This is a genomic window from Chryseobacterium sp. JK1, from assembly GCF_050632815.1.
Taxonomy (GTDB): Bacteria; Bacteroidota; Bacteroidia; order Flavobacteriales; family Weeksellaceae; genus Chryseobacterium.
Map to the genome: position 1 here is coordinate 231,639 of NZ_JBODRU010000003.1, position 20,873 is coordinate 252,511.

At 35.5% G+C, this 20,873-nt stretch carries 18 protein-coding genes; 3 read left to right on the top strand and 15 right to left on the bottom strand.

Annotation, left to right across the window (positions count from 1 at the left end):
- Positions 1–32 precede the first annotated feature (32 nt).
- Positions 33–938 (top strand): DUF6427 family protein, encoded by a 906-nt coding sequence (locus ACQ76T_RS17770; protein WP_431344595.1) that lies wholly within the window; start codon positions 33–35, stop codon positions 936–938.
- A 6-nt stretch (positions 939–944) separates the two neighbouring features.
- Positions 945–1,529: a DUF3109 family protein gene (locus tag ACQ76T_RS17775; protein WP_422693868.1), complete on the top strand. Its 585-nt coding sequence runs from the start codon at positions 945–947 to the stop codon at positions 1,527–1,529.
- Between the two features lie 79 nt (positions 1,530–1,608).
- Here ACQ76T_RS17775 and ACQ76T_RS17780 read toward each other — a convergent pair whose 3' ends face one another.
- The 13 genes from ACQ76T_RS17780 to ACQ76T_RS17840 form a co-directional block, all read right to left on the bottom strand.
- Entirely contained in the window at positions 1,609–4,473 is a 2,865-nt protein-coding gene (locus tag ACQ76T_RS17780; RefSeq protein WP_431344596.1) for a M16 family metallopeptidase, read from the bottom strand.
- A 151-nt stretch (positions 4,474–4,624) separates the two neighbouring features.
- Entirely contained in the window at positions 4,625–5,311 is a 687-nt protein-coding gene (locus ACQ76T_RS17785; RefSeq protein ID WP_431344597.1) for a hypothetical protein, read from the bottom strand.
- Positions 5,312–5,462: 151 nt separating this feature from the next.
- Positions 5,463–6,797, bottom strand: coding sequence for a trigger factor (locus ACQ76T_RS17790; protein WP_431344598.1), 1,335 nt, complete (start codon positions 6,795–6,797; stop codon positions 5,463–5,465).
- A gap of 365 nt (positions 6,798–7,162) precedes the next feature.
- Entirely contained in the window at positions 7,163–7,747 is a 585-nt protein-coding gene (locus tag ACQ76T_RS17795) for a hypothetical protein (RefSeq protein WP_431344599.1), read from the bottom strand.
- 18 nt (positions 7,748–7,765) lie between these two features.
- A complete protein-coding gene (locus tag ACQ76T_RS17800; protein ID WP_431344600.1) occupies positions 7,766–10,189 on the bottom strand; it encodes a TonB-dependent receptor in 2,424 nt (807 codons plus the stop codon).
- 231 nt (positions 10,190–10,420) lie between these two features.
- Positions 10,421–10,777, bottom strand: a complete 357-nt coding sequence (locus tag ACQ76T_RS17805; RefSeq protein WP_431344601.1) for a hypothetical protein — start codon at positions 10,775–10,777, stop codon at positions 10,421–10,423.
- A 147-nt stretch (positions 10,778–10,924) separates the two neighbouring features.
- A complete protein-coding gene (locus ACQ76T_RS17810) occupies positions 10,925–12,856 on the bottom strand; it encodes an ABC-F family ATP-binding cassette domain-containing protein (protein ID WP_431344602.1) in 1,932 nt (643 codons plus the stop codon).
- Positions 12,857–13,146: 290 nt separating this feature from the next.
- Positions 13,147–14,535 (bottom strand): phospholipase effector Tle1 domain-containing protein, encoded by a 1,389-nt coding sequence (locus ACQ76T_RS17815; RefSeq protein ID WP_431344603.1) that lies wholly within the window; start codon positions 14,533–14,535, stop codon positions 13,147–13,149.
- Positions 14,536–14,650: 115 nt separating this feature from the next.
- Positions 14,651–15,328 (bottom strand): response regulator, encoded by a 678-nt coding sequence (locus ACQ76T_RS17820; RefSeq protein WP_431344604.1) that lies wholly within the window; start codon positions 15,326–15,328, stop codon positions 14,651–14,653.
- Positions 15,297–16,061: a sensor histidine kinase gene (locus ACQ76T_RS17825; RefSeq protein WP_431344605.1), complete on the bottom strand. Its 765-nt coding sequence runs from the start codon at positions 16,059–16,061 to the stop codon at positions 15,297–15,299. Before ACQ76T_RS17825 ends, ACQ76T_RS17820 begins: the two co-directional genes overlap by 32 nt.
- A 17-nt stretch (positions 16,062–16,078) precedes the next feature.
- Positions 16,079–16,702 (bottom strand): hypothetical protein, encoded by a 624-nt coding sequence (locus tag ACQ76T_RS17830; RefSeq protein ID WP_431344606.1) that lies wholly within the window; start codon positions 16,700–16,702, stop codon positions 16,079–16,081.
- Positions 16,703–16,717: 15 nt separating this feature from the next.
- Positions 16,718–17,497 carry a hypothetical protein gene (locus tag ACQ76T_RS17835; RefSeq protein ID WP_431344607.1) on the bottom strand — a complete coding sequence of 260 codons (780 nt, stop codon included), beginning with the start codon at positions 17,495–17,497 and terminating at the stop codon, positions 16,718–16,720.
- A 63-nt stretch (positions 17,498–17,560) separates the two neighbouring features.
- Positions 17,561–18,181 (bottom strand): DUF5715 family protein, encoded by a 621-nt coding sequence (locus tag ACQ76T_RS17840; RefSeq protein WP_431344608.1) that lies wholly within the window; start codon positions 18,179–18,181, stop codon positions 17,561–17,563.
- Positions 18,182–18,399: 218 nt separating this feature from the next.
- Between ACQ76T_RS17840 and aqpZ the strand changes: the two genes are divergently transcribed.
- Positions 18,400–19,116 (top strand): aquaporin Z, encoded by a 717-nt coding sequence (aqpZ, locus tag ACQ76T_RS17845; protein ID WP_431344819.1) that lies wholly within the window; start codon positions 18,400–18,402, stop codon positions 19,114–19,116.
- Positions 19,117–19,177: 61 nt separating this feature from the next.
- On the opposite strand, the gene ACQ76T_RS17850 is transcribed toward aqpZ, so the two are convergent.
- Together ACQ76T_RS17850 and ACQ76T_RS17855 are read right to left on the bottom strand one after the other, a co-directional pair.
- The gene (locus ACQ76T_RS17850) at positions 19,178–19,723 is read right to left on the bottom strand and encodes a hypothetical protein (RefSeq protein ID WP_431344609.1); all 546 of its coding nucleotides are present in this window, start codon (positions 19,721–19,723) and stop codon (positions 19,178–19,180) included.
- 118 nt (positions 19,724–19,841) lie between these two features.
- On the bottom strand, positions 19,842–20,834 hold the full coding sequence (locus ACQ76T_RS17855; protein ID WP_431344610.1) for an acyl transferase: 993 nt from the start codon (positions 20,832–20,834) through the stop codon (positions 19,842–19,844).
- Positions 20,835–20,873: the final 39 nt, after the last annotated feature.

The following is a 20,873-nucleotide window of genomic DNA, read 5'->3' on the forward strand; positions in this document are numbered from 1 at the left end:
TTTTAAATTAACTTTGTACAAATTTATAAAAAATGTTTAAATTACTTTCAAAAGAAAGCAATATTTTTTCAATTCCTGTTTATATTGGTTTTCTTCTTTTGGTAGTTGTCATATTTAACATACTGAATTTCAACACATATGAAGCTATTATTGCCGGAATTACTTTCCTGGGAATTGCTTTGGGATATTTTTGTTTTCACAGTATTGCTCTTAATTATCAGACCCACTTACCTTTATTTTTATATACTTTTTTTATTTTCGGTTTATACCCCGGAAATCTTGACATAGGAATCGCAGTTTCACTGCTTACCAATTCTTTCCTTATCCTTCTTCTAACGAGTGCCGATGAAGATATCCGAAAGAAATCTTATGTTCTGGTAGGAGCAATTGTAGCACTGAACTTCATCTTCCTTCCCACTACATGGCCCATGGCTGTCTTTGTGATCATCCACGTAATTGCCACTTCTGCTAAAATAGGACTGAACCTTTTCAGATTTCTGTTAGGAATGATTCTGATCACCTTCAGTTATTTTTCGGTGATGTATTTCGTTCAGTTCACTTCATGGAATATAGATTATTTTCCGTTTGGAAAGATAAAACCGGTAAAGGATTATGTGGAATTGCTTCCTCTGATCCCGGTAGTTCTGATGCTGATCTATGCTGTATACGATCATTTTAATAATTATAATAAGAAAAGCCCTATAAGCAGATATAAATATACTTTTCTGCTGGTTTTTTCTTTAGCACAGCTTGTTACCATTATTATGTATATGAATGCAACTTATGAATATCTGCTGCTTCTGGCATTTCCTTCAAGTATTATTCTGAGCAGAATGATGAGATTTTTACCCAAATATTGGATGCAGGAGGCCAGCTTATGGCTTATTATTATTAGTTTACTGGCCTTTAAAGCAGGTACAGTTTTTGATTTATTTTAAAAAATTATGATTCAGATAGACGATAAATTGATTTCCGAGGATATTTTTTCCGAAGAATTTGTTTGCAACCTTACCAAGTGTAAGGGTGCTTGTTGTGTGGAAGGAGATGTAGGAGCTCCCTTGGATAAAAGCGAGCTTGAAATATTAGACAGTATTTTTGATAAAGTAAAACCTTATCTTACTCAGGAAGGCATCAAAGCCCTTGAAGAACAAGGAACATGGACTACTGATCCACAAGACGGAATGTACGTTACCCCAATGGTAGAAGACCGCGAATGTGCTTATGTAACATTCGATGAAAGAGGAATTACCAAATGTGGTATTGAAAAAGCCTATGAAGATGGCGCTGTAGACTGGCAAAAACCTATTTCTTGTCACCTCTACCCCATCCGTGTAACAGAATATTCGGCATTCACCGCTCTGAATTATCATGAATGGAATGTATGCAGCGACGCCTGTGCTTTAGGAAAAGAGCTTCAGGTTCCTGTTTATAAATTCCTAAAAACTCCGCTTACAAGAAAGTACGGAGAAGAGTTCTATAATGTTCTGAGTGAAGTCGCTGACGAATGGAAAAAAGAATATGGTTCTTAATCCATCTCCAATGTTAACTTAAATAACAAAAACCGCAGAAAGATCTGCGGTTTTCATTTTATATCAATAAAAGAATGAACTAGTTTCCTGCTCCTACTTTTACAGCTGTTGTTTCTACTTTTTTAGTTTCATCCTTTTTAGCATTTTCCCAACCGTCTTCCGGCATCAGAGTGGCTACAATTCTTCCTTTTGTAAGGTATTTTTTAGCAACATCCTGAAGATCTTTTACAGTAAGGGCTTTTACTTTATCCTGGTAATTCAGAATCTCGTATTTGTCGCTTCCATCCAACTGGTTTTTGGCGAGGGCATTCATCCAGAATGTGTTATCTTTCAGTTCTGTTTTGTTGTCATTATATTCTCCTTCTTTGTATTTATCAAGGTCTTTTTGCTCTGGACCTTTCTCTACAAGCTTCTGAAGTTCGTTAATGGCACTTTTTGTAAGCTTATCCACATTTTCCGGTCCGCATGGGAAACTAATGCTGAAGTTATAAGTACTGTAAGGTATTTTATTCATTCCTCCTCTGGCACCTCCTCCATAAATACCGCTTTCGTCCTCTCTCAGCTTTTCAATGACTTTGATGGTTGCCACTTCTCCCAGAGCAGACAATGCGAGTGCCTCTTTTTCATTATAAGGAGCTTCACCACTGTAAGTAATAGAAACCATACTCTTAGGATCTTTTCCTTTCTTGTATACTTTCGAATAATCTCCGGTCACAGATCTGTATCCTGTATCTTTGAACATCGCTGTTTTTCCTGATGATGGTAAACTTGCGATATACTGCAGCACTTCATCCTTGAATTTAGCTTCATCAATATTTCCTACGAAATAGAACTGGAAGTTTCCTGCATTGGCAAATTTATCTTTATAAATATCGTACGCTTTTTTATAGTCTGTATTGGCCCAGTCTTTTTCCATTGGAAACAAACCGATAAATCTAGGATTCTTCTGATTCATGAATTTTGCATGTTCATTCGAGAAGTATGCCTGGGGATTTGACAGGAGGTTATTCAGCATCGCCGATTGCTTTTCTTTGAAAGCGTTGAATGATGCCGGGTTATAATTTAAACTTGTAAAATAGGCATACATAAGCTCCAAAGCTGTCCCTAAATCTTTCTGAGTGGTTTTCCCCGAAACGCCTTCAAAAAGAGAAGTGATCATAGGATTTACATTAGCCTGCTTTCCTGCAAGATAATTGCTAAGATCAGCTTTGGAAACCCCTCCTACTCCGGCTTCGGTTAAAGCACTGAAAGCAAACTGGGTTTTATTATAGTCGGCATCCGGAATAATAGAGTTTCCCCCTAAGCTTCTTGCTGTAAACACGATTTCATCATCTTTAAAATCTGTTTTTTTGAAAGTCACTTTTGCACCATTGCTCAGTGTCCATGTGGTTGTTCCTAATTTTGCATCAGTCTCTGTTTTAGCAATTTTACCTTCAGATTTGAAAGGTTTTACTAAGTTTTTAATAGTGGCTTTTTCTTCATAAGGTTTAAGGTCGGCCATCTTTACAGCGTTAAAAGTATTTAGAACCATTGCTTCTGTCGGCATGGTAACATTATCTTTTTTAGGACCTGTAATTACGATAACGCGGCTGTCATCCTTTACCATTTTCTTGATAACCTCATTGGTTTGTGCAAGGGTAACACTTGGAAGGAATGATTTTGTATCTTCATATTCCCATGCAATTCCAGGCATTGGTTCCTGCTCCAGGAAGTTTCTTACATATTCATCCACCAGCATATTACTTTCCGTCTTATCTCTGTTGTTGTAAGATTTTTCAAGATTGGAAAGAACCTGAGATTTTGCTCTGTCCAGTTCAGATTGGGTAAATCCGAACCTTTTCGCTCTTTCTACTTCTTCAAGCAGAACTTTTAAGGCATTCAGCTGATTTCCTTCTTTCACCATGGCAAATCCCTGAAATGCTTCTTTGCTTCTTGCATAGGTTCCACCATGATACACTGACCCAAAAGTGAAAGGAGGATTCGTGGAATTGATCAATTCGCGAAGTCTGTTATTGAGCATCGTTGTGGAAATATTCTCCACAAGGCTCTGGTTGTATTGTTCAATAGTAACATCCGGCTTATAGGCATCAGCATCTTTCATGATAAACTGTACCATAGAGCTGGTAGCATCCGGATCTGTTTCAATGGCAACTAGAGTTTCTTTATGATTGGGTAAATCAAATGATTTTCTTTCTCTAGGCTTTGCTGGATTTTTATATTTACTGAAGTTTTCTTTAATCTTTTTTTCAACATCATCTACATTGATATCTCCTACGACTACAATGGCCATAAGATCCGGTCTGTACCAATCCTGATGGAATTTTCTGATCACGTCCGGCTTAAAGTTTTCAAGGACATCTTTTTTCCCGATCGGAAGTCTTTCGGCATATTGAGATTTGTATAAAAGCTTTGGTAAATATTTATCTTGCATTCTTTTATCTGCTCCCAAGCCAAGCCTTAATTCTTCAAGAACTACACCTCTTTCTTTGTTGATCTGCTCATCAGAAAGGGTCGCATTGAACGCCCAATCTTCCATTACTTTCAATCCTGCATCAAGATTTCCAGGTTTATCTAAAGGAACAGGAAGCATATACACCGTTTCATCAAAGCTAGTATAGGCATTAAGGTGCTGGCCGAATTTCACACCGATAGATTGTAAAAAGTCTACGAGTTTGTTATCAGGGAAATTTTTGGTTCCATTGAAGTTCATGTGCTCCATGAAGTGGGCTAGCCCTCTTTGATTTTCATCTTCAAGAATAGATCCGGCATTGATAGCCAGACGGAAGTCGACTTTTTTTTCAGGTAATGTGTTTTTTTTAATATAATATTTCATTCCGTTGGAAAGGGTTCCGATTCTTACGGATTGATCTACAGGAATGTTTTGCCCAAAGGCGTTTGAGGACATCAAAAAGATGACCGCAAATGAAGATAATACTTTTCTCATGGTATTTGATTTTATTTACGCATTAAAAGTATCAATTATTCACTATGTACAGAAATGTTAAAGCTGTGATTTGAGTTAAATTTGAGTTAAAATTGTTTATATATCAAAAAACCGGGAAAATCCCGGTTTTTTTATCATAAAAATGCTATTTCTATTTAAAATCTGCATCAGTTACCCCTGAATTGATAACAATTTTTGTAGTCTTAATATTCATTTTCTGCCCTGCACCTTCTGCATCTACTTCTGCAGGGAACTGAATACCGTCAACTGTCATATAACTTTTAATCGTTGCGCTTCCTTCTGCTGCTGCAGTTTTATATAAAAGCCCTGTTGATTTATCAAAATAGAACTTTCCTTTATCGGAAGTCAACACGTTATAATCTTTACCATCAATTTTTTCCACAGTAACCGTTTGAAAATTGGAAGGATCGAAAGCTAAGGCATCAAGAGGTTTTCCTTTTTTGAGCTCAGCAATCTTATCAGCAGGAATATCCGTTTTATTTCCCATTTGGTCAAAATACCCTTTCTCACCGTCAAAAAGCTGGATCATTTCTTTCCCCATTAAGGATTGAACTGATTTGAACTTATTGCCCAGTTTTTTGGTTGTCATTTTAATCTCCATTCCCTGTACAACTACTGTATTATCGGTAATGATAGACTTTACGCTCTCTAATTTCTCTTTCCCACCGGATGCTTTGAAATAATTATCAAGAATATCTTTAGGAGTTGCTTTTGATGCTACAGCTTCTTTTTTTGCAGATACAGCTTCTTTTTTCTGAGCTACCGCAGGAACTGAGAATAAAACAGCACAGAAAAACGGAATGATGATCTTTTTCATATGTAATAAATTTTAAGTGGTAAATATAGGAATATTGACGGAAATATATCATTACTCATCGATAGATAATAATTGATGAATGCCTGGTTTATAAAAAATAAAAAAACCGCCAAAAAATTGACGGTTTTCAAATATTTATATCGGTATATAATTATTTCTTAAGTTCTTCTAAAAATTCGTCGTGAGAAATTTTAGTTTCTTTTTTGCTAGCTTTTTCAAGAATTACATCTTTTAATTTAGCCATAGCAACTTCAGAAGAGATTTGTCTTACTTGCTCCTGATCTTTTAGCATCTCAACAGCATATTTTTGGATTTCCTCATCTCCTAAGTGGTGAATTCCATAGATAGCCAATTGGTTTTTCACCAACTGCTCAGCCTGTGCCAATACATCAGCATAGTCAAGGTTGATTTCGTTATCAGTCATCAATTTACCTTCGATGATTTGGTATCTCAACTGGTTTTTCTCAGATTCAAGGATTTCTTTAGCCTGCTCTTCAGACTGGATGTTCTGGTTAGAGAATAATAACCATTTTACAAGGAAAGATTCAGGAAGTTTCACTTCTTCTTTCTCAGTTACTTGCTCTAATACTTTGTTTACAAAGTGAACATCAGCATTTTGCTGGAAGTACTCGTCTAATTCAGCTTTTACTTTTTCTTTAAGTTCTTCTTCAGACTTAATGTTTCCTTCTCCGTATACTTTGTCGAATAGCTCCTGGTTAAGTTCAGCTAAGTTTAAAGAATAGAAATCTTTTACTTTCACTTCTACTTCATTGTGGTGTAGGTGCTCTACTTCAGCAGCACTGAATCCTAGTTCTTTAGCTAATTCTTCGTCACCTGCAAGAGTTTCTTTCGTTACTTTTACAGATCCATCCATTTTTAGACCTTTTACCAATTTGAAAGCTTCTTTGTTTTCAGCAGTCACGGTAACGTTCTTTGGGTGGTGGTGGTGCTCTCCTTCAGCATCTTCTTCTACTACTTGAGAAACTTCTAAAGCAATGTAAGAATCTTTAGAGATTTTATCTTGAGGAACCTGCTCAGCGAAACGCTTCTGCATGTTTTCAATGCTCTTTCCGATTTCTTTGTCAGAAGCTTCAACTTTATAGTGAGGAGCTTCATATTTAGCTAAATCTATAGTGAATGCAGGCTCATATCCTACTTCAAAAGCAACTTCTAACTGATCAGCGTTGTAATCTAATTCGTTTACTGGCTGAGGAACAGGCTGACCAACTAATCTTAGTTTGTTTTCGTTAACATAGTTATTCAAAGCATCAGAAACCTGTCTGTTGATTTCTTCGAATGCAATACCTGCTTCATATTGTTTTTTAACCATACTTAAAGGCACTTTCCCTTTTCTGAATCCAGGAACTTGCGCATTTTTAGCATAATTAATCAATTGCTTCTCTACTTTTTCTTTATAGTCAGATTTTTCCAATGTTACTGTAAGCAATGCACTTACGTCATCATGGTTTTGTGCGGTAACCTTCATTATTGATTAAAATTTTAGGTTGCAAAAATATGAATTTTTTATGAAAATCACCCATTTAAAATCAACTTATACAGCCAAATATTGTTAAAAAGCCTACGATATAATTTAAACTCATTGATATAAGGATTGGAATTGTGTTTTAAAAGCATTATTTCACCAGAAATACTCTATCTGTGATTTCGAAATATATTATCATCAGCTTAAAACATCATTAAATGTATAAGAGTCTATAAAACGTATTTTTCAGATCATAAATAGCTTATAAAATGTCTTCTAAAAACATTTCTTGAGATTTTAACCTTTTATACAGAAACAAAAAACCACCGGAAAATTCCGGTGGTTCCAAACAAGATTAAAGAAAAATATTAGTTTGTAATATTGTAATTTGCCTGTGCATCTGTTTCTCCTCCGGTGTGTGTTCCATACACAACTCCGTTTCCACTTACTGCAGATGCTTCAGAAACCGTTACCGGCTGATGGAATAATGTAAGAACCAATTGGCTTGTTGCAGCAGTATTTTTTACTGCGGTATTCACAACCCATCTCGTCTTCAATCCTACATGAGCACCATCTTTTCTTGTAGAGGATGGATCGTCGGTACGTGTTAATGTGATATCAGAATTGGGAAAGTTATATACCAAAAAGTGCTCATCTTTTGCATCTCTGATTTCCTGAGTAGCATCTTCATTTCCATTTTTGAAAATCACTTCTACATCATAAGTATGCCCATTTACCAGTTTAACATTTGGATTTGTCGTACTATTCACTTGATAATCATATACAACAGGGGTTCCAGTTGCCTGGTCTGTTACTTTCAACAGAACATCTGAAAGTTCCTCCTGAGGAAGATCATCTGATTCATCATCACTTCTGTGACAAGAAGTTAAGCTTAAAGAAGTTGCTAAAAAAAGTCCTAAAACAAGAGTTGTATTTTTAAAAATATTTTTCATTTTTTTGATTTTAAATAATTAAAATTGATACTTAAGAGTTAAAATAAAGTTTCTTCCCATTTCGTTGGAAAAGAAACGCAGTCTGTTCAGATAGTCTCTGTAAGACCTGTTAAATACATTTCGAACTGAAAAATCAATTCCGAAGTTTTTAGACAGATTCACCCCTGTCTGAAGGTTCCAAAGCGAATATCCGTTTGGAGGTGTAGAAATGTCTACCTCTTGATTGTAAGCATTCCCTTCCGAATCAAATAGTCGGATCGGAACATTATAGATTGGAAATCTCGTTTGTTTCAAATAAGTATTGTTACTTACTGAAAAATAAAAATTCTTCCATTCTTTTTTATTGAATTCCAATGAATTATTAAAATTTGGAGGCATCATTAAAATAAGGGGAACATCATGTGTCAAATCTTGTCCATACACATAAGATCCACTTCCTTTGTATGATAGATTATCTGTTATCTTAAGCTGAACATCAAGATCCAATCCATACATTTTTGCATTGATCTGTTGATAGCTATAGATGATAAAAGCTCCTCCCCATTGGGTATTCTGATACCCGGTAGGAATTTGATTAATAAAATTCTGAGTATAGAAGAAATATGGATTTACTGAAATATTCAATCCTTTCAAAACATTTGCTTTTACGTCAGCTACTAAATTAAACTGATTTCCTGTTTCACTTTTCATCGTCATATCCCCTCTTTCAATAATGGCAGCAGAATGGTGAAGTCCGTCGGCAAAAAGTTCTGCAATGTTCGGAGATCTCGAAACTCTGGCATAATTAAATTTAAGATTAAAATATTCAGAAGGATGATAGACAATTCCTGCATTTACAGATATATTATTATAGCTTAAAGAAGGTTTTGTAAGAATCCTGTTTTGGTTTATTCTCACCACAAAATCTGAATAATCTGCGGCATAGTTTTTATTCCAGTCGCTCAGATCATACCATTTTGTAACATCATAATGATCAAAGTCGTATCTTCCTCCCAATTCAAGATCAATTGTAGGATCAATCTTATATTTCAATACGGAATAAATTCCACCATAATACCTGTCATAATTCGGAACAAGACGTCTTGCCTCGGTCTGAGTATTGGAATAGTTGTTCTGATACCCAGCGTTGATCCCTGTTTCAAGATTCCATTTTCCTCTTTCGATCAGGTGATTCACATTCAGGTCATTGGTCATCAGCTCAAGATCCAGTGCCGGTTTCTTACTAAGGTCTTCTGTACGTCTGATATCATATTCTTTTCTATGATTATACTGAAAGCTGTACGTAGCTGTGATCTTTCCAAAATTTTCAAACCTTTTATACGCAGAAAGTTTAGCAATATGGTGTTCAATTTCCTGTTTAGGATTATCAATATCATAACTAAAATCCCTTTGATAAATTGGTTCTGGTGATGTAATAGCAGCAAGCAGATCTTCAGAATTTCCCACATGAGAACTTCTAAGAATACCTACTGAACTTTTCGTCAGATAATAATCAAAAGAAAAGCCTTTTTCAAAAGTCATCTTCTGAACCCCAAAGTTAAAGCCAGAACTTTCAACCCCTGTATTCATTAATCCGTAGGTGGGAGCTTCAAGATCACCAAGCTTTTTATAGCTTCCGTTTGTTTTAACTGCCCAACCATTTTCCCAGGTCTTTGCAGCCTTTACATTAAGACTCGCACCTCTTCCATTAGATATTCCGGAAAGGGAAACACTTCCCATAATGGTATCTTTTTTAGGCAAAACCTGAGGTTCTAAAACAACCACTCCTCCAACGGCTCCAGCCCCATATTTCAGAGCCGATGCGCCTTTAATTACATCAATATGTTCAAAATTATTGACATCAACATTGGGTGCATGTTCTACTCCCCATTCCTGTTCTGCTAATTTTACGCCATCATTCAGTATGGAAACTCTACTTCCATAAAGCCCATGAATAATAGGTTTTGAAATATTGTTTCCTGTCTTAAGAGCATTTACTCCTGATATATTTGCTAACAGGTTCCCTAAGTTTTCAGAAACATTTTTGGAAATCATCGCTTTGTCAATGGTTTTTACAACCATACTTCCATTATTCTTATGACTTCCATGAATGGTAACGGTTTCAATATCTTTGATATGATGTTCCAGGGTAATAACCACATGAACATCCTGATCAACTCCTATATTTTCAGTATAATCATTGCAATCAGGATGTTGGGCAATGAGTGTATACTTCCCTGCAGGGATTTTATCAAAAGAAAATTTACCTTTCTTATCTGTTTTGGTTGTAAAATTTCCAATTTTAATTACAGCATTTTCCAACGCCGTCTTATCATGAAAATCCTGAACGGTTCCCTGTACAGTATAGTTTTTTTGTGCACTTGTAAATACTGATCCACAAAAGATCAGTAGCAGGCAATATATCAATTTCATTGTATATAGATTGATTGCGTACCTTTTCATAAGGTACATTTTTCGTTAAAAATTGTAGAATGGGTTCGTTTTATGGTACAGTGTACAGGTAAAATATCTGAGAAATATAAGGTAAGGCTCAAATTTAGAAGCAATTGAAAAATATGGCACAGGCAAAATAGCCTATCACAAATTATCTGCTACCTTATAATATCTTTACACGGTAAACATCAGATACTGAACTTTAAAGTACAATACTTTAAACCCAATAAAATCTAGTAATTATGAAATTGTCGGGGGTCCCCGAAGTTGAAACGTGAATTTGGTCTGAGACCAGATTTTCTCCTGGATCGTAATGATTTGCTTTACTTCCTGAGTATAGTGTTCAAAAGTAAAGCTGAAATCCTCAGGAGCTAAGGTATGTCCGGTTACCAAAAAGTGGCAGGCCAGACAGTCGCCAGCTTTCTCTTTAGTAGCGGCCTTCGTCATCGTATTTTCTGTTTTCTTAAGGTTAAAGCCCTTAAAAAGCTCTGAAGAATCATGATGGTGAAAGCTTTGAGAAAGCAGCGCAAGAAAGTATATCCCAAACAACAGCTTGGAGATAAAACTTTTTAAATTTCTGCTTTCTTTAAAAATCATGGGTCAAAATTATGAAAATAATTTAATTGTTTCCTTAAAGTTTTATTAAATTACTTTTATTATTATACACAATAAGTTGAAGTTAATTGTGTTTTGTTACAAAAAAGCTTCATAATTTATGGATTATGAAGCTTTTATATTATTCGTTTAATCAAGTTGAGTTCCTAGATATTCCCACTCCTGCAGAGCTGAATCCAGGTCTTCTTTTGTCTTATTATACCTTTCAAGCGTTTCATCAGAAGGATTTTCGTTGGCAAAAGAGGCTTCCATTTCTTCTACTTTCGTCTCAAGTTCAGAAATTCTTTCTTCTACTTTTTTAATTTTATTCTGAATATTTTTCTGTTCTTTACTCACAATACTGGAAGTCTGGCTGCTGCTTACCACCGGTTTTTCTTCTACTTTTTTAGGTTCCGGTTTTACCTCTTCACTGTGAAGTTTAGCTTTTTCAGCAGAAATCTCTCTAATCGTTTCCTTTTGTCTGTACTCAAGATATTCATTGATATCACCAAGGAATTCTTTCATCTTCCCGTCACGGAATTCATAGATCTTATCACAAAGTCCCTGCAGGAATTCTCTGTCGTGAGAAATTACAATTAAAGTTCCTTCAAAGTTCTGCAAGGCCAGCTTGATAATCTCTTTAGACTGGATATCCAAGTGGTTTGTAGGTTCGTCCATAATCAGGGTGTTAAAAGGACGAAGTAGTAGTTTACAAAGTGCCAGACGGTTTCTTTCTCCTCCGGAAAGTACTTTTGTCTTTTTGGAAACGGCTTCTCCCTGGAAAAGAAAAGATCCTAATAAATCTCTTACTCTCGGTCTCGTTTCTTCTGTTGCCGCATCTTCAGCTTCTTCAAGAACCGTTTTATTGGGTGTTAAAACTTCTTCCTGATTTTGGGCGAAATATCCGATGTTAACGTTATGACCAAGATTCCAATCTCCTGAATAGTCTTTAATATCTCCGGCAAGAATTTTGGCAAGGGTCGTTTTCCCTTGTCCGTTCTGACCTAATAGTGCAATTCTGTCTCCTCTCTGAACGATAAAGTCTACATCATCAAAAATTTGTTTCTGACCATATGCTTTCCCTAGTTTTGCAGCCTCAAAAATCACTTTTCCCGGAACCATAGACTGAACGAAGCGGATATTGAATTTTGAAACGTCTTCGTTATCTACTTCAATACGCTCAATTTTGTCTAATTTTTTGATCAACGACTGTGCGAAAGATGCTTTTGTTGCACTTGCACGGAATTTGTTGATATTATCTTCCATCTGCTTGATCTCCGCATCCTGATTCTTCTTAGCCTGAATCAGTTTTTCACGGCGATCTTCACGCATGATCAAATATTTGGTATAATTGGCCTTATAATCGTCAACTTTTCTATTGTTGATATCAAAAGTACGGTTACAAACAGCCGTCATAAACTGTTTATCGTGACTTACTAGCACAATTGCTCCCGGGTAGTCTTTCAAGAAGTTCTCCAACCAGATAATAGATTCCATATCAAGGTGGTTGGTAGGCTCATCGAGAAGCATAATATCATTCTTCTGAAGAAGTAATTTTGCCAGCTCAATTCTCATTCTCCATCCTCCTGAAAATTCATCGGTAATCTTTTGGAAATCATCGGCTTTAAATCCTAAACCAAACAATACTTTCTCCATATCCCCTTCAAGATTGTAGGCATCATGGTTCATCAAAAGGTCATTCAGTTCAGTCATTTTATTGATCAGATCAATGTAAGAGTCGCTTTCGTAGTCGGTTCTTACAGTCATCTGATGATTAACTTCCTCCAATTCATTTTTCCATGCATTGATCTGTTCAAAGGCCTGCATTGTTTCATTCCAAACAGTTCTTCCTTTCACAAAATCAAGATCCTGTTTCAGGAAACCGATTGTAACACTTCCTTCTGTCACCACCTCTCCCTCATAGAAATTGATTTCTCCGGAAAGCATTTTCAATAAAGTGGATTTTCCCGCTCCATTTTTTCCTACGAGACCTACTTTATCATCCTTTTTAATGGTGAAATTTACGTTTTGAAATAAATAATTTCCCGAATGGTGTAATCCTAAACCTTGAACCGAAAGCATTTTTTAAATTAATTGTTTAATAATGAGTAATGAATTTTCGGGTGCAAAAATACGGAAAAAGAAATGAATACTGCAGAAATTAAAAAACTACCGGAAGAAAGCCATTTTTATAATCAATAATTTGGCTGTTGAAAGTGATTTTACAGGAATTTTAATAAAATTAGAAAGGTTATACTTCCACCTGCAGACCTTTTCTTTGTTCCAATAAAAATATCGCGAGTACAATAAAAAAGGCCATCTCTCCTTTGAGACGGCCTCTAACCTAAATTTAAAACTGAGAAGTACTAACACTAATCGTTAATTTCATTGACCCGCGCTGGTGCCGGGCTTTTCAAAATGGTACGAACCCAGATATCATTATTCGGAACACTGGTTCCGTAAAGGAAATCTGCTACAAAGCTATCTTCAGGAAGATGAAGTTCCACAGATAATCTTGTCTGCCCATCCTGTTTTACAGTCGTACTGCTGGAAACATTCAATCCATTGTTGATCAGTTCTGCATTAATCTCATGTTCGGATCTGCTGTTAAAATCTCCGCTATATAATCCAAAACTGGCTGAAATATGGATATAATCATTCAGTCTGCTGAAATTATAGAGAGGTTTCAAATGCGCTGATAGGTCTTTTGCATATTCATTCAGCTCTTTACTAAAACCTTCAAGGAAGAAATGTTTATTATAATTTATTTTAAAGTAAGCATCATCAGATGAATCAAAAATGCAGGATATCCTGTTGGTCTCTGCCATCATCAGTTTGCCATATACTTTTGAAAGATCATTGTAAACAATATCCCTGCTTACATAAGCCTGCGAAAGATTTTCTCCTTTTTCTATCTGATATCCAGCCAGCAATGAATTCCATATTTCTGATCCTTCTGTATTGGTTTTTGCATTTCTGATGTCGGACACGTAATCTCTTAAATCATCTATATTCATAAAATCTGTCGATATATATACCGACTGCGGTCCTTCCAGATAGCCTCCTCCTATGTCTGCATGGGCACCCGGTACAAAAATCTCTTTCCAGGAAGATGAATAATCTTCAACTTTCTGATCTTTCATTGTTTTTGAATCTTCAAAAAAACCTGTAAGTGGGAAGAAAAACCTCGATTCGTTCACGGCACAGATATGAAATGCATTTTCTATCTGATGATTAAGGTTTAAATTATACTTATTAAAAGGTTTAGATTCTACCGTATCAAAGGCTCCCAAAAATTTTATTTTGCAGTTTTTCAAGGCATAATAAGAAAGAAGTTGGTTGCAGAATGTTCTGGCCAACATCCCACCTCTTCCAAATCCATAGATATAGAAGTGATATTCTGTATTTTCATCACTCATCATTTCTTCCACAAAATGATCTGCTTTCTGAAGCTTATCATCAGAAGAATATCCCGTTCCGTAAGGAGGATTGGCACAGGTTGCCATCGCAAAATTACTGTCTTCACATCCTACTGCAGTTCCTATTCCTTCTATGTATATTTTTTTATTTCCATTGAATAAACTGTATAATTTATAAATGTTGGTTAATGTTCCAAAATAACTTTCATTATTATTCAACGGTTTTTCCGCGGAAAGGGCATTTACGCCATTATTTCCTGTACCATCAAAGAAAATCCCGACGGAAATCACTCTGTTGTCATTCATGCTTTTATTTGTTTTTACGGCAGACGTTATCTGCATTCCTTTTTTTCATCTAACATCCCGGGAAGAGACATTTCAAAATAACAGAAGAAAAACAAGTTGAGCTAGAGTGAAAAGTACCAAATAAAAAATTCCGTATTTCTACGGAATGATATTAAATTTTTTCTATTGAATGTATGTTGTGAATAATAGCATAAATAACTATTCCTACTGTATTTTTGGCGCCTATCTTTTCGAGAATACGCTGTCTGTGGCTTTCTACCGTTCTTGGACTGATGAAGAGTTTTTCGCCAATCTCATTGTTGGTAAATTCCTGGCAGATGAGTTTTACTACATCTTTTTCTCTTTCGGACAACTCATCTTCTGTTTCAAAAAGTGAATTTTTCTTGGTGGTGCTATTCATGTAGCTAAACAGCATCTGATGGTCTTCCGCTGTAAAGAACACTCCATTTTTATCCACCATCGTTATAGCGTCAATAAATGTCTTTTTGTTTGAATTCTTGGGAAGAAATGCGGAAACTCCCAATTTAACCATATATCCGAGAATAGAGGTCTTGTAATGGGAAGAAAGGATGATAATTTTAAGATCGGGATATTTTTCTTTAAGAATTTCTACCAGCTCAAAGCCATTCATCGGCTTCATCTGTACATCTACAAGAGCCAGATCAGGGAATTCATTTTCTGAAAGTTTCCCCAGGCTTTCTATAAAATCGGGCCCATTGTCACAGGTAAGGCATACCGAGATATTCTTTTCATTAGACAGCAGCATTTTCACCCCTTCCAGGATCAGCTGTTCATCATCAATCAGGGCTATTTTGATTTGGGAGCTCATTATTTTTTGGAATTTTAATAATTAAACGACTTCCTTTATTTAAAAAAGTTTTTTTCCATTTGTGGGAGGCATTCATTGATTTGATACGAGATTCAATATTTTTGATTCCCATTCCTTTTTTTACCTGTTCATAATCAAACCCTTCTCCGTTGTCCGAAATGACTACAGCCATATTTTCAGGATAATCTTTGATATAGATCCAAAGGTCTGTTGCTGTAGAGTGTTTGATAACATTAGTGGTAAATTCCTGAATAATTCTGTAGAGCTGTACTTCTACAAAAAGATCTTTCTGTATATATCCGGGCATCACCTGTAAGGAAATATTAATTTTATGAGAAAGGTTGGTAATCAATTCTTCTACATACAATACCAGACCCACAGATTCCAGATTGACAGGATATAATGAATGCGAAATACTTCTTGCAGCGTCTATCAGGGAAGACATCTGACTGTAAATATTTGTTTTAATCAGCTCGTCTCCTTTAGTATCAAGATTATTGAGCCATAGAGACAGAATGTTAAGCCTGTTTCCGATATCGTCATGAATCATTACGGCAATTCTTTTTCTTTCTTCTTCCTGAGCTTTAATGTTTTCCAGTACCAGTTTTTTCTGATGCAGCACTTCTGCCTCATGCTGTACATTTTTTTCTTTGATAATTCTGGTTATAAAAGCTCTGTAAGCAAGGAGAATAAAAGATACTATAATTGCTAAAGTAACAATTATGAGAATCAACAGGTTAATATTTAATGTTACTTCTTTAATCTGATAAATGTGTATAAAAATGAACAGTATAAAATACTTGAAAGTATATTATTGGCACTGAAAATCGTATAATAGTCGTTCTCCGACAGATTGGCGATCTGATGCTGAAGGATAAAAATAAATACTGAAACGGAGTAATAAAAAAAGATACTGGCATCCACCCATAAAAACCGTTCCTGAGTAGAAGCATTTTTAATCTCACTGATCAGAGTATATCCTGAAAGGCAAATAATTATAATATTTGAAATTCCTTTTGCAATATCAGCATTTTCCGGCCAGTTAAAACCATACTTCATGATCATGAATCCTACAGCGGTTACTGCTGAAATCACCTGAATATAAGATGGCCAGTTTAATTTTCTTATGAATAAGCTTGTCAGCAGAAAAAATTCTCCTGCAATATATAAAGGGTACAGGAAAGAAGTATCATTCAGCCTTAAAACATAAGGTAGAACGAAGTTAATCAGTTCTATAAAAAAAAGAAAAGCAATACAATGAACATATCGCTTTTCTTTAGAGTTGAGTATGCGGTACTTAGCTGCTCCCAACACTATAACTGATAGAAGCAGTCCGTAGTTTAGGAATAAAATTGCTTTATAAAGATCAGCCATTCCTTTGTATGTCGTTTAAAATTCACAACCTACCCCATCATCCGGAAGACGACAGATAGGAGGACATGGTTTTGCCCAGTCGTATGTATTTGAAATAGTCTCTGCACGGCCAGAATTCTGAAGGTTTTCGCGGAAAGAGATAAAGATCAGCGTAACAAGAAGTTTTTCGTAAATATCATTATATTTTAAACCGAAAGAACATGTTATACCTTCTAAGCTGTCATCAGAAAGACAAAGATCTTCAGTAGAAACATAGAATTTTCTGAAAATGCCTGCTCCTTTATCGATGTTGCATTCTCTGTAGAACCAATCCATTCCTTCAAGTCTCCATTTTTCTATGGCATCTAATGCAGTATCCTGCTCAAGAATCGGTTTATCTGAAATAGGGAAAGCCATATCTGAATTTCTTTCTACCGGCAAAAGACCTTTAGAAAGAACGGCATTTTTAACAACAGTATATTCCTGAATTTCCTGAAGCTTTATATCCATTGTAAGCTCAGAAAGACAAGTACACGGATATTCTTTAGCTTCTATTCTTTTCCCGGAGTCATCCAAAGGATACAGGATAAGAGTTACTTTATCTTCAAACAGGCCAACACCTGCACAGAATACCTGTGATTTGCCCCCTATATTTCTCATCCAGTCAAGCTGTTCTCTGGATAAACTAAAAATATAATTGGTAGGAAGTTTTTTCTGAATGTCGAAAAAAGAAGAACGGCAGTCTGCCCATTTATCCATTGCTGTTTTACAATCCTCATAAGGAAGCATGGAAGTTTGCATGTTTAATGTTGTCATATATGCACGGTTTTTAGAGCCATAAAATTAGACAAACTAATCATCCTATGCAAGTGGAATTTATTAATAATTTTTCACTGTAATATGATAACAACTCTGTTGCTTTTCTTTTATATAATAGATTTTACCGGCATCTGCAAAATGTTTTAATACCTTTTCCAGGGCGATTTCCATTTTAGGGTTATACTTGAGAACGTTATTGAAGCGTATATATGAAATATCAAAAGAATTGCCGTAGTTGTGAGAACTTATTCCTAAAGAAGCATTGGAATTGACTCTTCTCAGCCTACATTGATCTTCAAGTGTTCTTGTCATAGATGAAACTGTAAATGTACCTCCTTTGGTATCTTTACTGAATTTAGAGCCTATTTTTTCCAATGTAGCTTTTGCTTTAGACACCATGTATGCTCTGCTGTAATCCAACCTTTGAACCTGATATCCTTTTCCTGATTTTTTTATTTTATGAAACTTTCCGTTGTTGATGTACTTCTGTACCATTTTGGAATCTTTCAGCAACTGTACCCCAAAACTTTTGGAAGCATCAAGATGGGGTTTGTAAAGTACAGTAGGTTCAACCTTCAAAACAGTTGTAAGATCGTAGCACGGAAAATTCTTTTTTGCCGTCTGCGAATAATGTAAACTATAAAAAAAAGGTACGAAGACCACACAAAGAAACTTTTTCATTAACCATCCTTTTAAATTTTCAACGAAAGATAAATCGTTTATATTATTTTCAGTACTGTCCATAATATCATCTGATTAAATGCCAAACAAACATTAAACCAAATTGTTAAATTTATTATTTTTTGTTCCCTTATTTTTGAAATATTTTTTAAAAATAATCTTTTTACTTTAAGATATAAATTCTACATTTGAGGTACATATTTAAAATAAACAACATGATAAAAAAACTTTTCGCTGAATTTTTCGGCACATTTTGGCTTGTTTTCGGTGGGTGCGGAAGCGCTGTTTTCGCTGCCGGTGTTCCCAATATCGGGATTGGACTTGTAGGGGTTGCGCTTGCCTTTGGTCTTACTGTTCTCACTATGGCGTATGCGGTGGGACACATCTCAGGAGGGCACTTCAATCCGGCAGTTTCCTTTGGGCTTCTGGCAGGAGGAAGATTTCCTGCAAAAGATCTTATCCCTTATGTTGTAGCACAATGTTTGGGAGCTATTGTTGCAGCAGGATGTCTGTATACTATTCTTAACGGAGCAGGTGCTGTGGATTTCTCAAAACCGGGTGATTTTGCAACCAACTTTTATGGAGAAGCCGTTTATAATGGAAAAGCATTCAGTATGGGCGCTGCATTTCTTGCTGAGTTCTTATTAACTGCTTTTTTCCTGATCGTGATTATGGGAGCAACAGATAAGTGGGCTAACGGTAAATTTGCGGGCATTGCAATTGGTTTGGCTCTTACGCTTATCCATTTAATCTCTATTCCTATTACAAACACTTCCGTAAACCCTGCAAGATCTCTTTCTCAGGCTGTTTTCACTGGTGGACTTGCGATGTCACAGCTTTGGCTGTTCTGGGTAGCTCCTATTCTGGGTGGAATAGTTGGTGGACTGATTTACAAGTTTCTACTTCAAAGAGATACAGCAGAAATAACAGATTAATTTTCCCTCTTCAATACATAAAAAAACCTGTCGGCTGACAGGTTTTTTTATGCTTTATTTTTTATTTTATCTTTTTAATATCAAAAGGATTTTTGAAAATCAATTCTTCCTGCTTACCTTTGATTTCCAATTTTCGCTGAAGCAAGTTCAGAGCCATTTTTCTGATAAAAAGGTCTTTATCATTCAGTTTCCAGTAAAAATCTTCATGAAGTTTTCTGGGTTTTCGGATGAGATAAAACTCAGTTTCCCAGGTGTCTGCATTATGGTAAAACTCAATAATCCCGCAATGCTCCGGAATAATTGCCGCTTCTACCATTCCCATAGGCAGTAGAAAGCTGAAAGCATTACACACATAATCTCCACATGATATTTTATCATGCTTCAGGAACTTTTCCCCAGTATCTTTATTGATATATGATTTTTTGAAATCATTTTTAAAATCACTTTTTGATAATTTGATCTCAATTTCATGGCTGAATCCTTCAGAATCAATGGTCAGAATATCAGCTTCCCAGTCAGCCTGAAAATAATTCGTCAGTACGATCTCTTTTTCGAAATCGCAATGAGAATGAATGTACGCATGAACAAGTTCTTCTATTTTGAGCATTTTTTCGTGTACTATATTGATGAAGGTTTAAGTAAAATCAGTCATACTCATTTAGAATTAAAAACCAAAATAACAAATAAAGAGGAGCGAAATGATTGTATTGAATTCTGTGTATTGATCAACTCACCAAAAGGCTACAGCCTCTAATATCAGAATGATCAATTCTTCCTAAAACCTGAAATTTTTCTCCTATTATTTTCCCCAAATCCTGAGTAGCAATAAAGGAACACGAGTGAGTATTGGCAAGATCGATAATATTGATAGCCCCCGTTCTCCCCTCTTTTTCATATGTCAGCGGATCTTCCACATTTCTGACCTTAATTCTCATCCAATTTGGGCATTTATATTCGTTGTTTCCAAGAGAATAAGCCTGTGATAAGAGCTCAGTCATCGAATATTCTGAATAGATTTTATCTGTTTTAAAACCATTCTGCAGAATAGCAAGAAGCTCATCTTTCGTCATTTCTTCTTTTCTGCCTTTCATTCCTCCTGTCTCAATAACTATTAAATTATCCAGAATGCTTAAAGATTCTTCGCTTCGTACGGAATGACAGTAATCTAAAAAGTCCAAAAGAGCGAAGGAAACTCCAAAAAGAATTACTTTTTTATCCTTTAATTGGTTCAAAAGATCAAAAAGTTCGGAATGATTATACAGAAAATATCCATTCTCCAGCTTATTGGATTTTTTCATCAGATAATCTACCATATAAATCAGGGACGAATTCTGTTTTTCAAGATAACTTGGCAGCAATCCTAGGAAAATAAAGTCTTCGGGTTTTCCTATAAACTGTTCAAAACTTTTATAAATACTTTCTTCGTATAACTCCGGATCGGCAATGAAATGTTTCGAAAGATTCATTTGAGTAGTTCCTGAACTCTGGAAGAAAAGATCCGTTGTAACATTTTTGTCAAGAATCTGATGGTTTTTGAACATCTCTATGGGCAAAAAAGGAATGTTGTCCAATTGAGTAACCTCATCAGGATTAACTTTCAAAAAATCGACAAACTTCCTGTATATTTCAACATTTTCATATTGATAACGAAATGTTTTCAATGAGGCATTCAGGAAATCTTCTTCAGTCTGTATGTTGAATATATTCTTCAGTTCCATATGTTTCAATCGTATTATTGCTTCGTTATAAAGCAATTG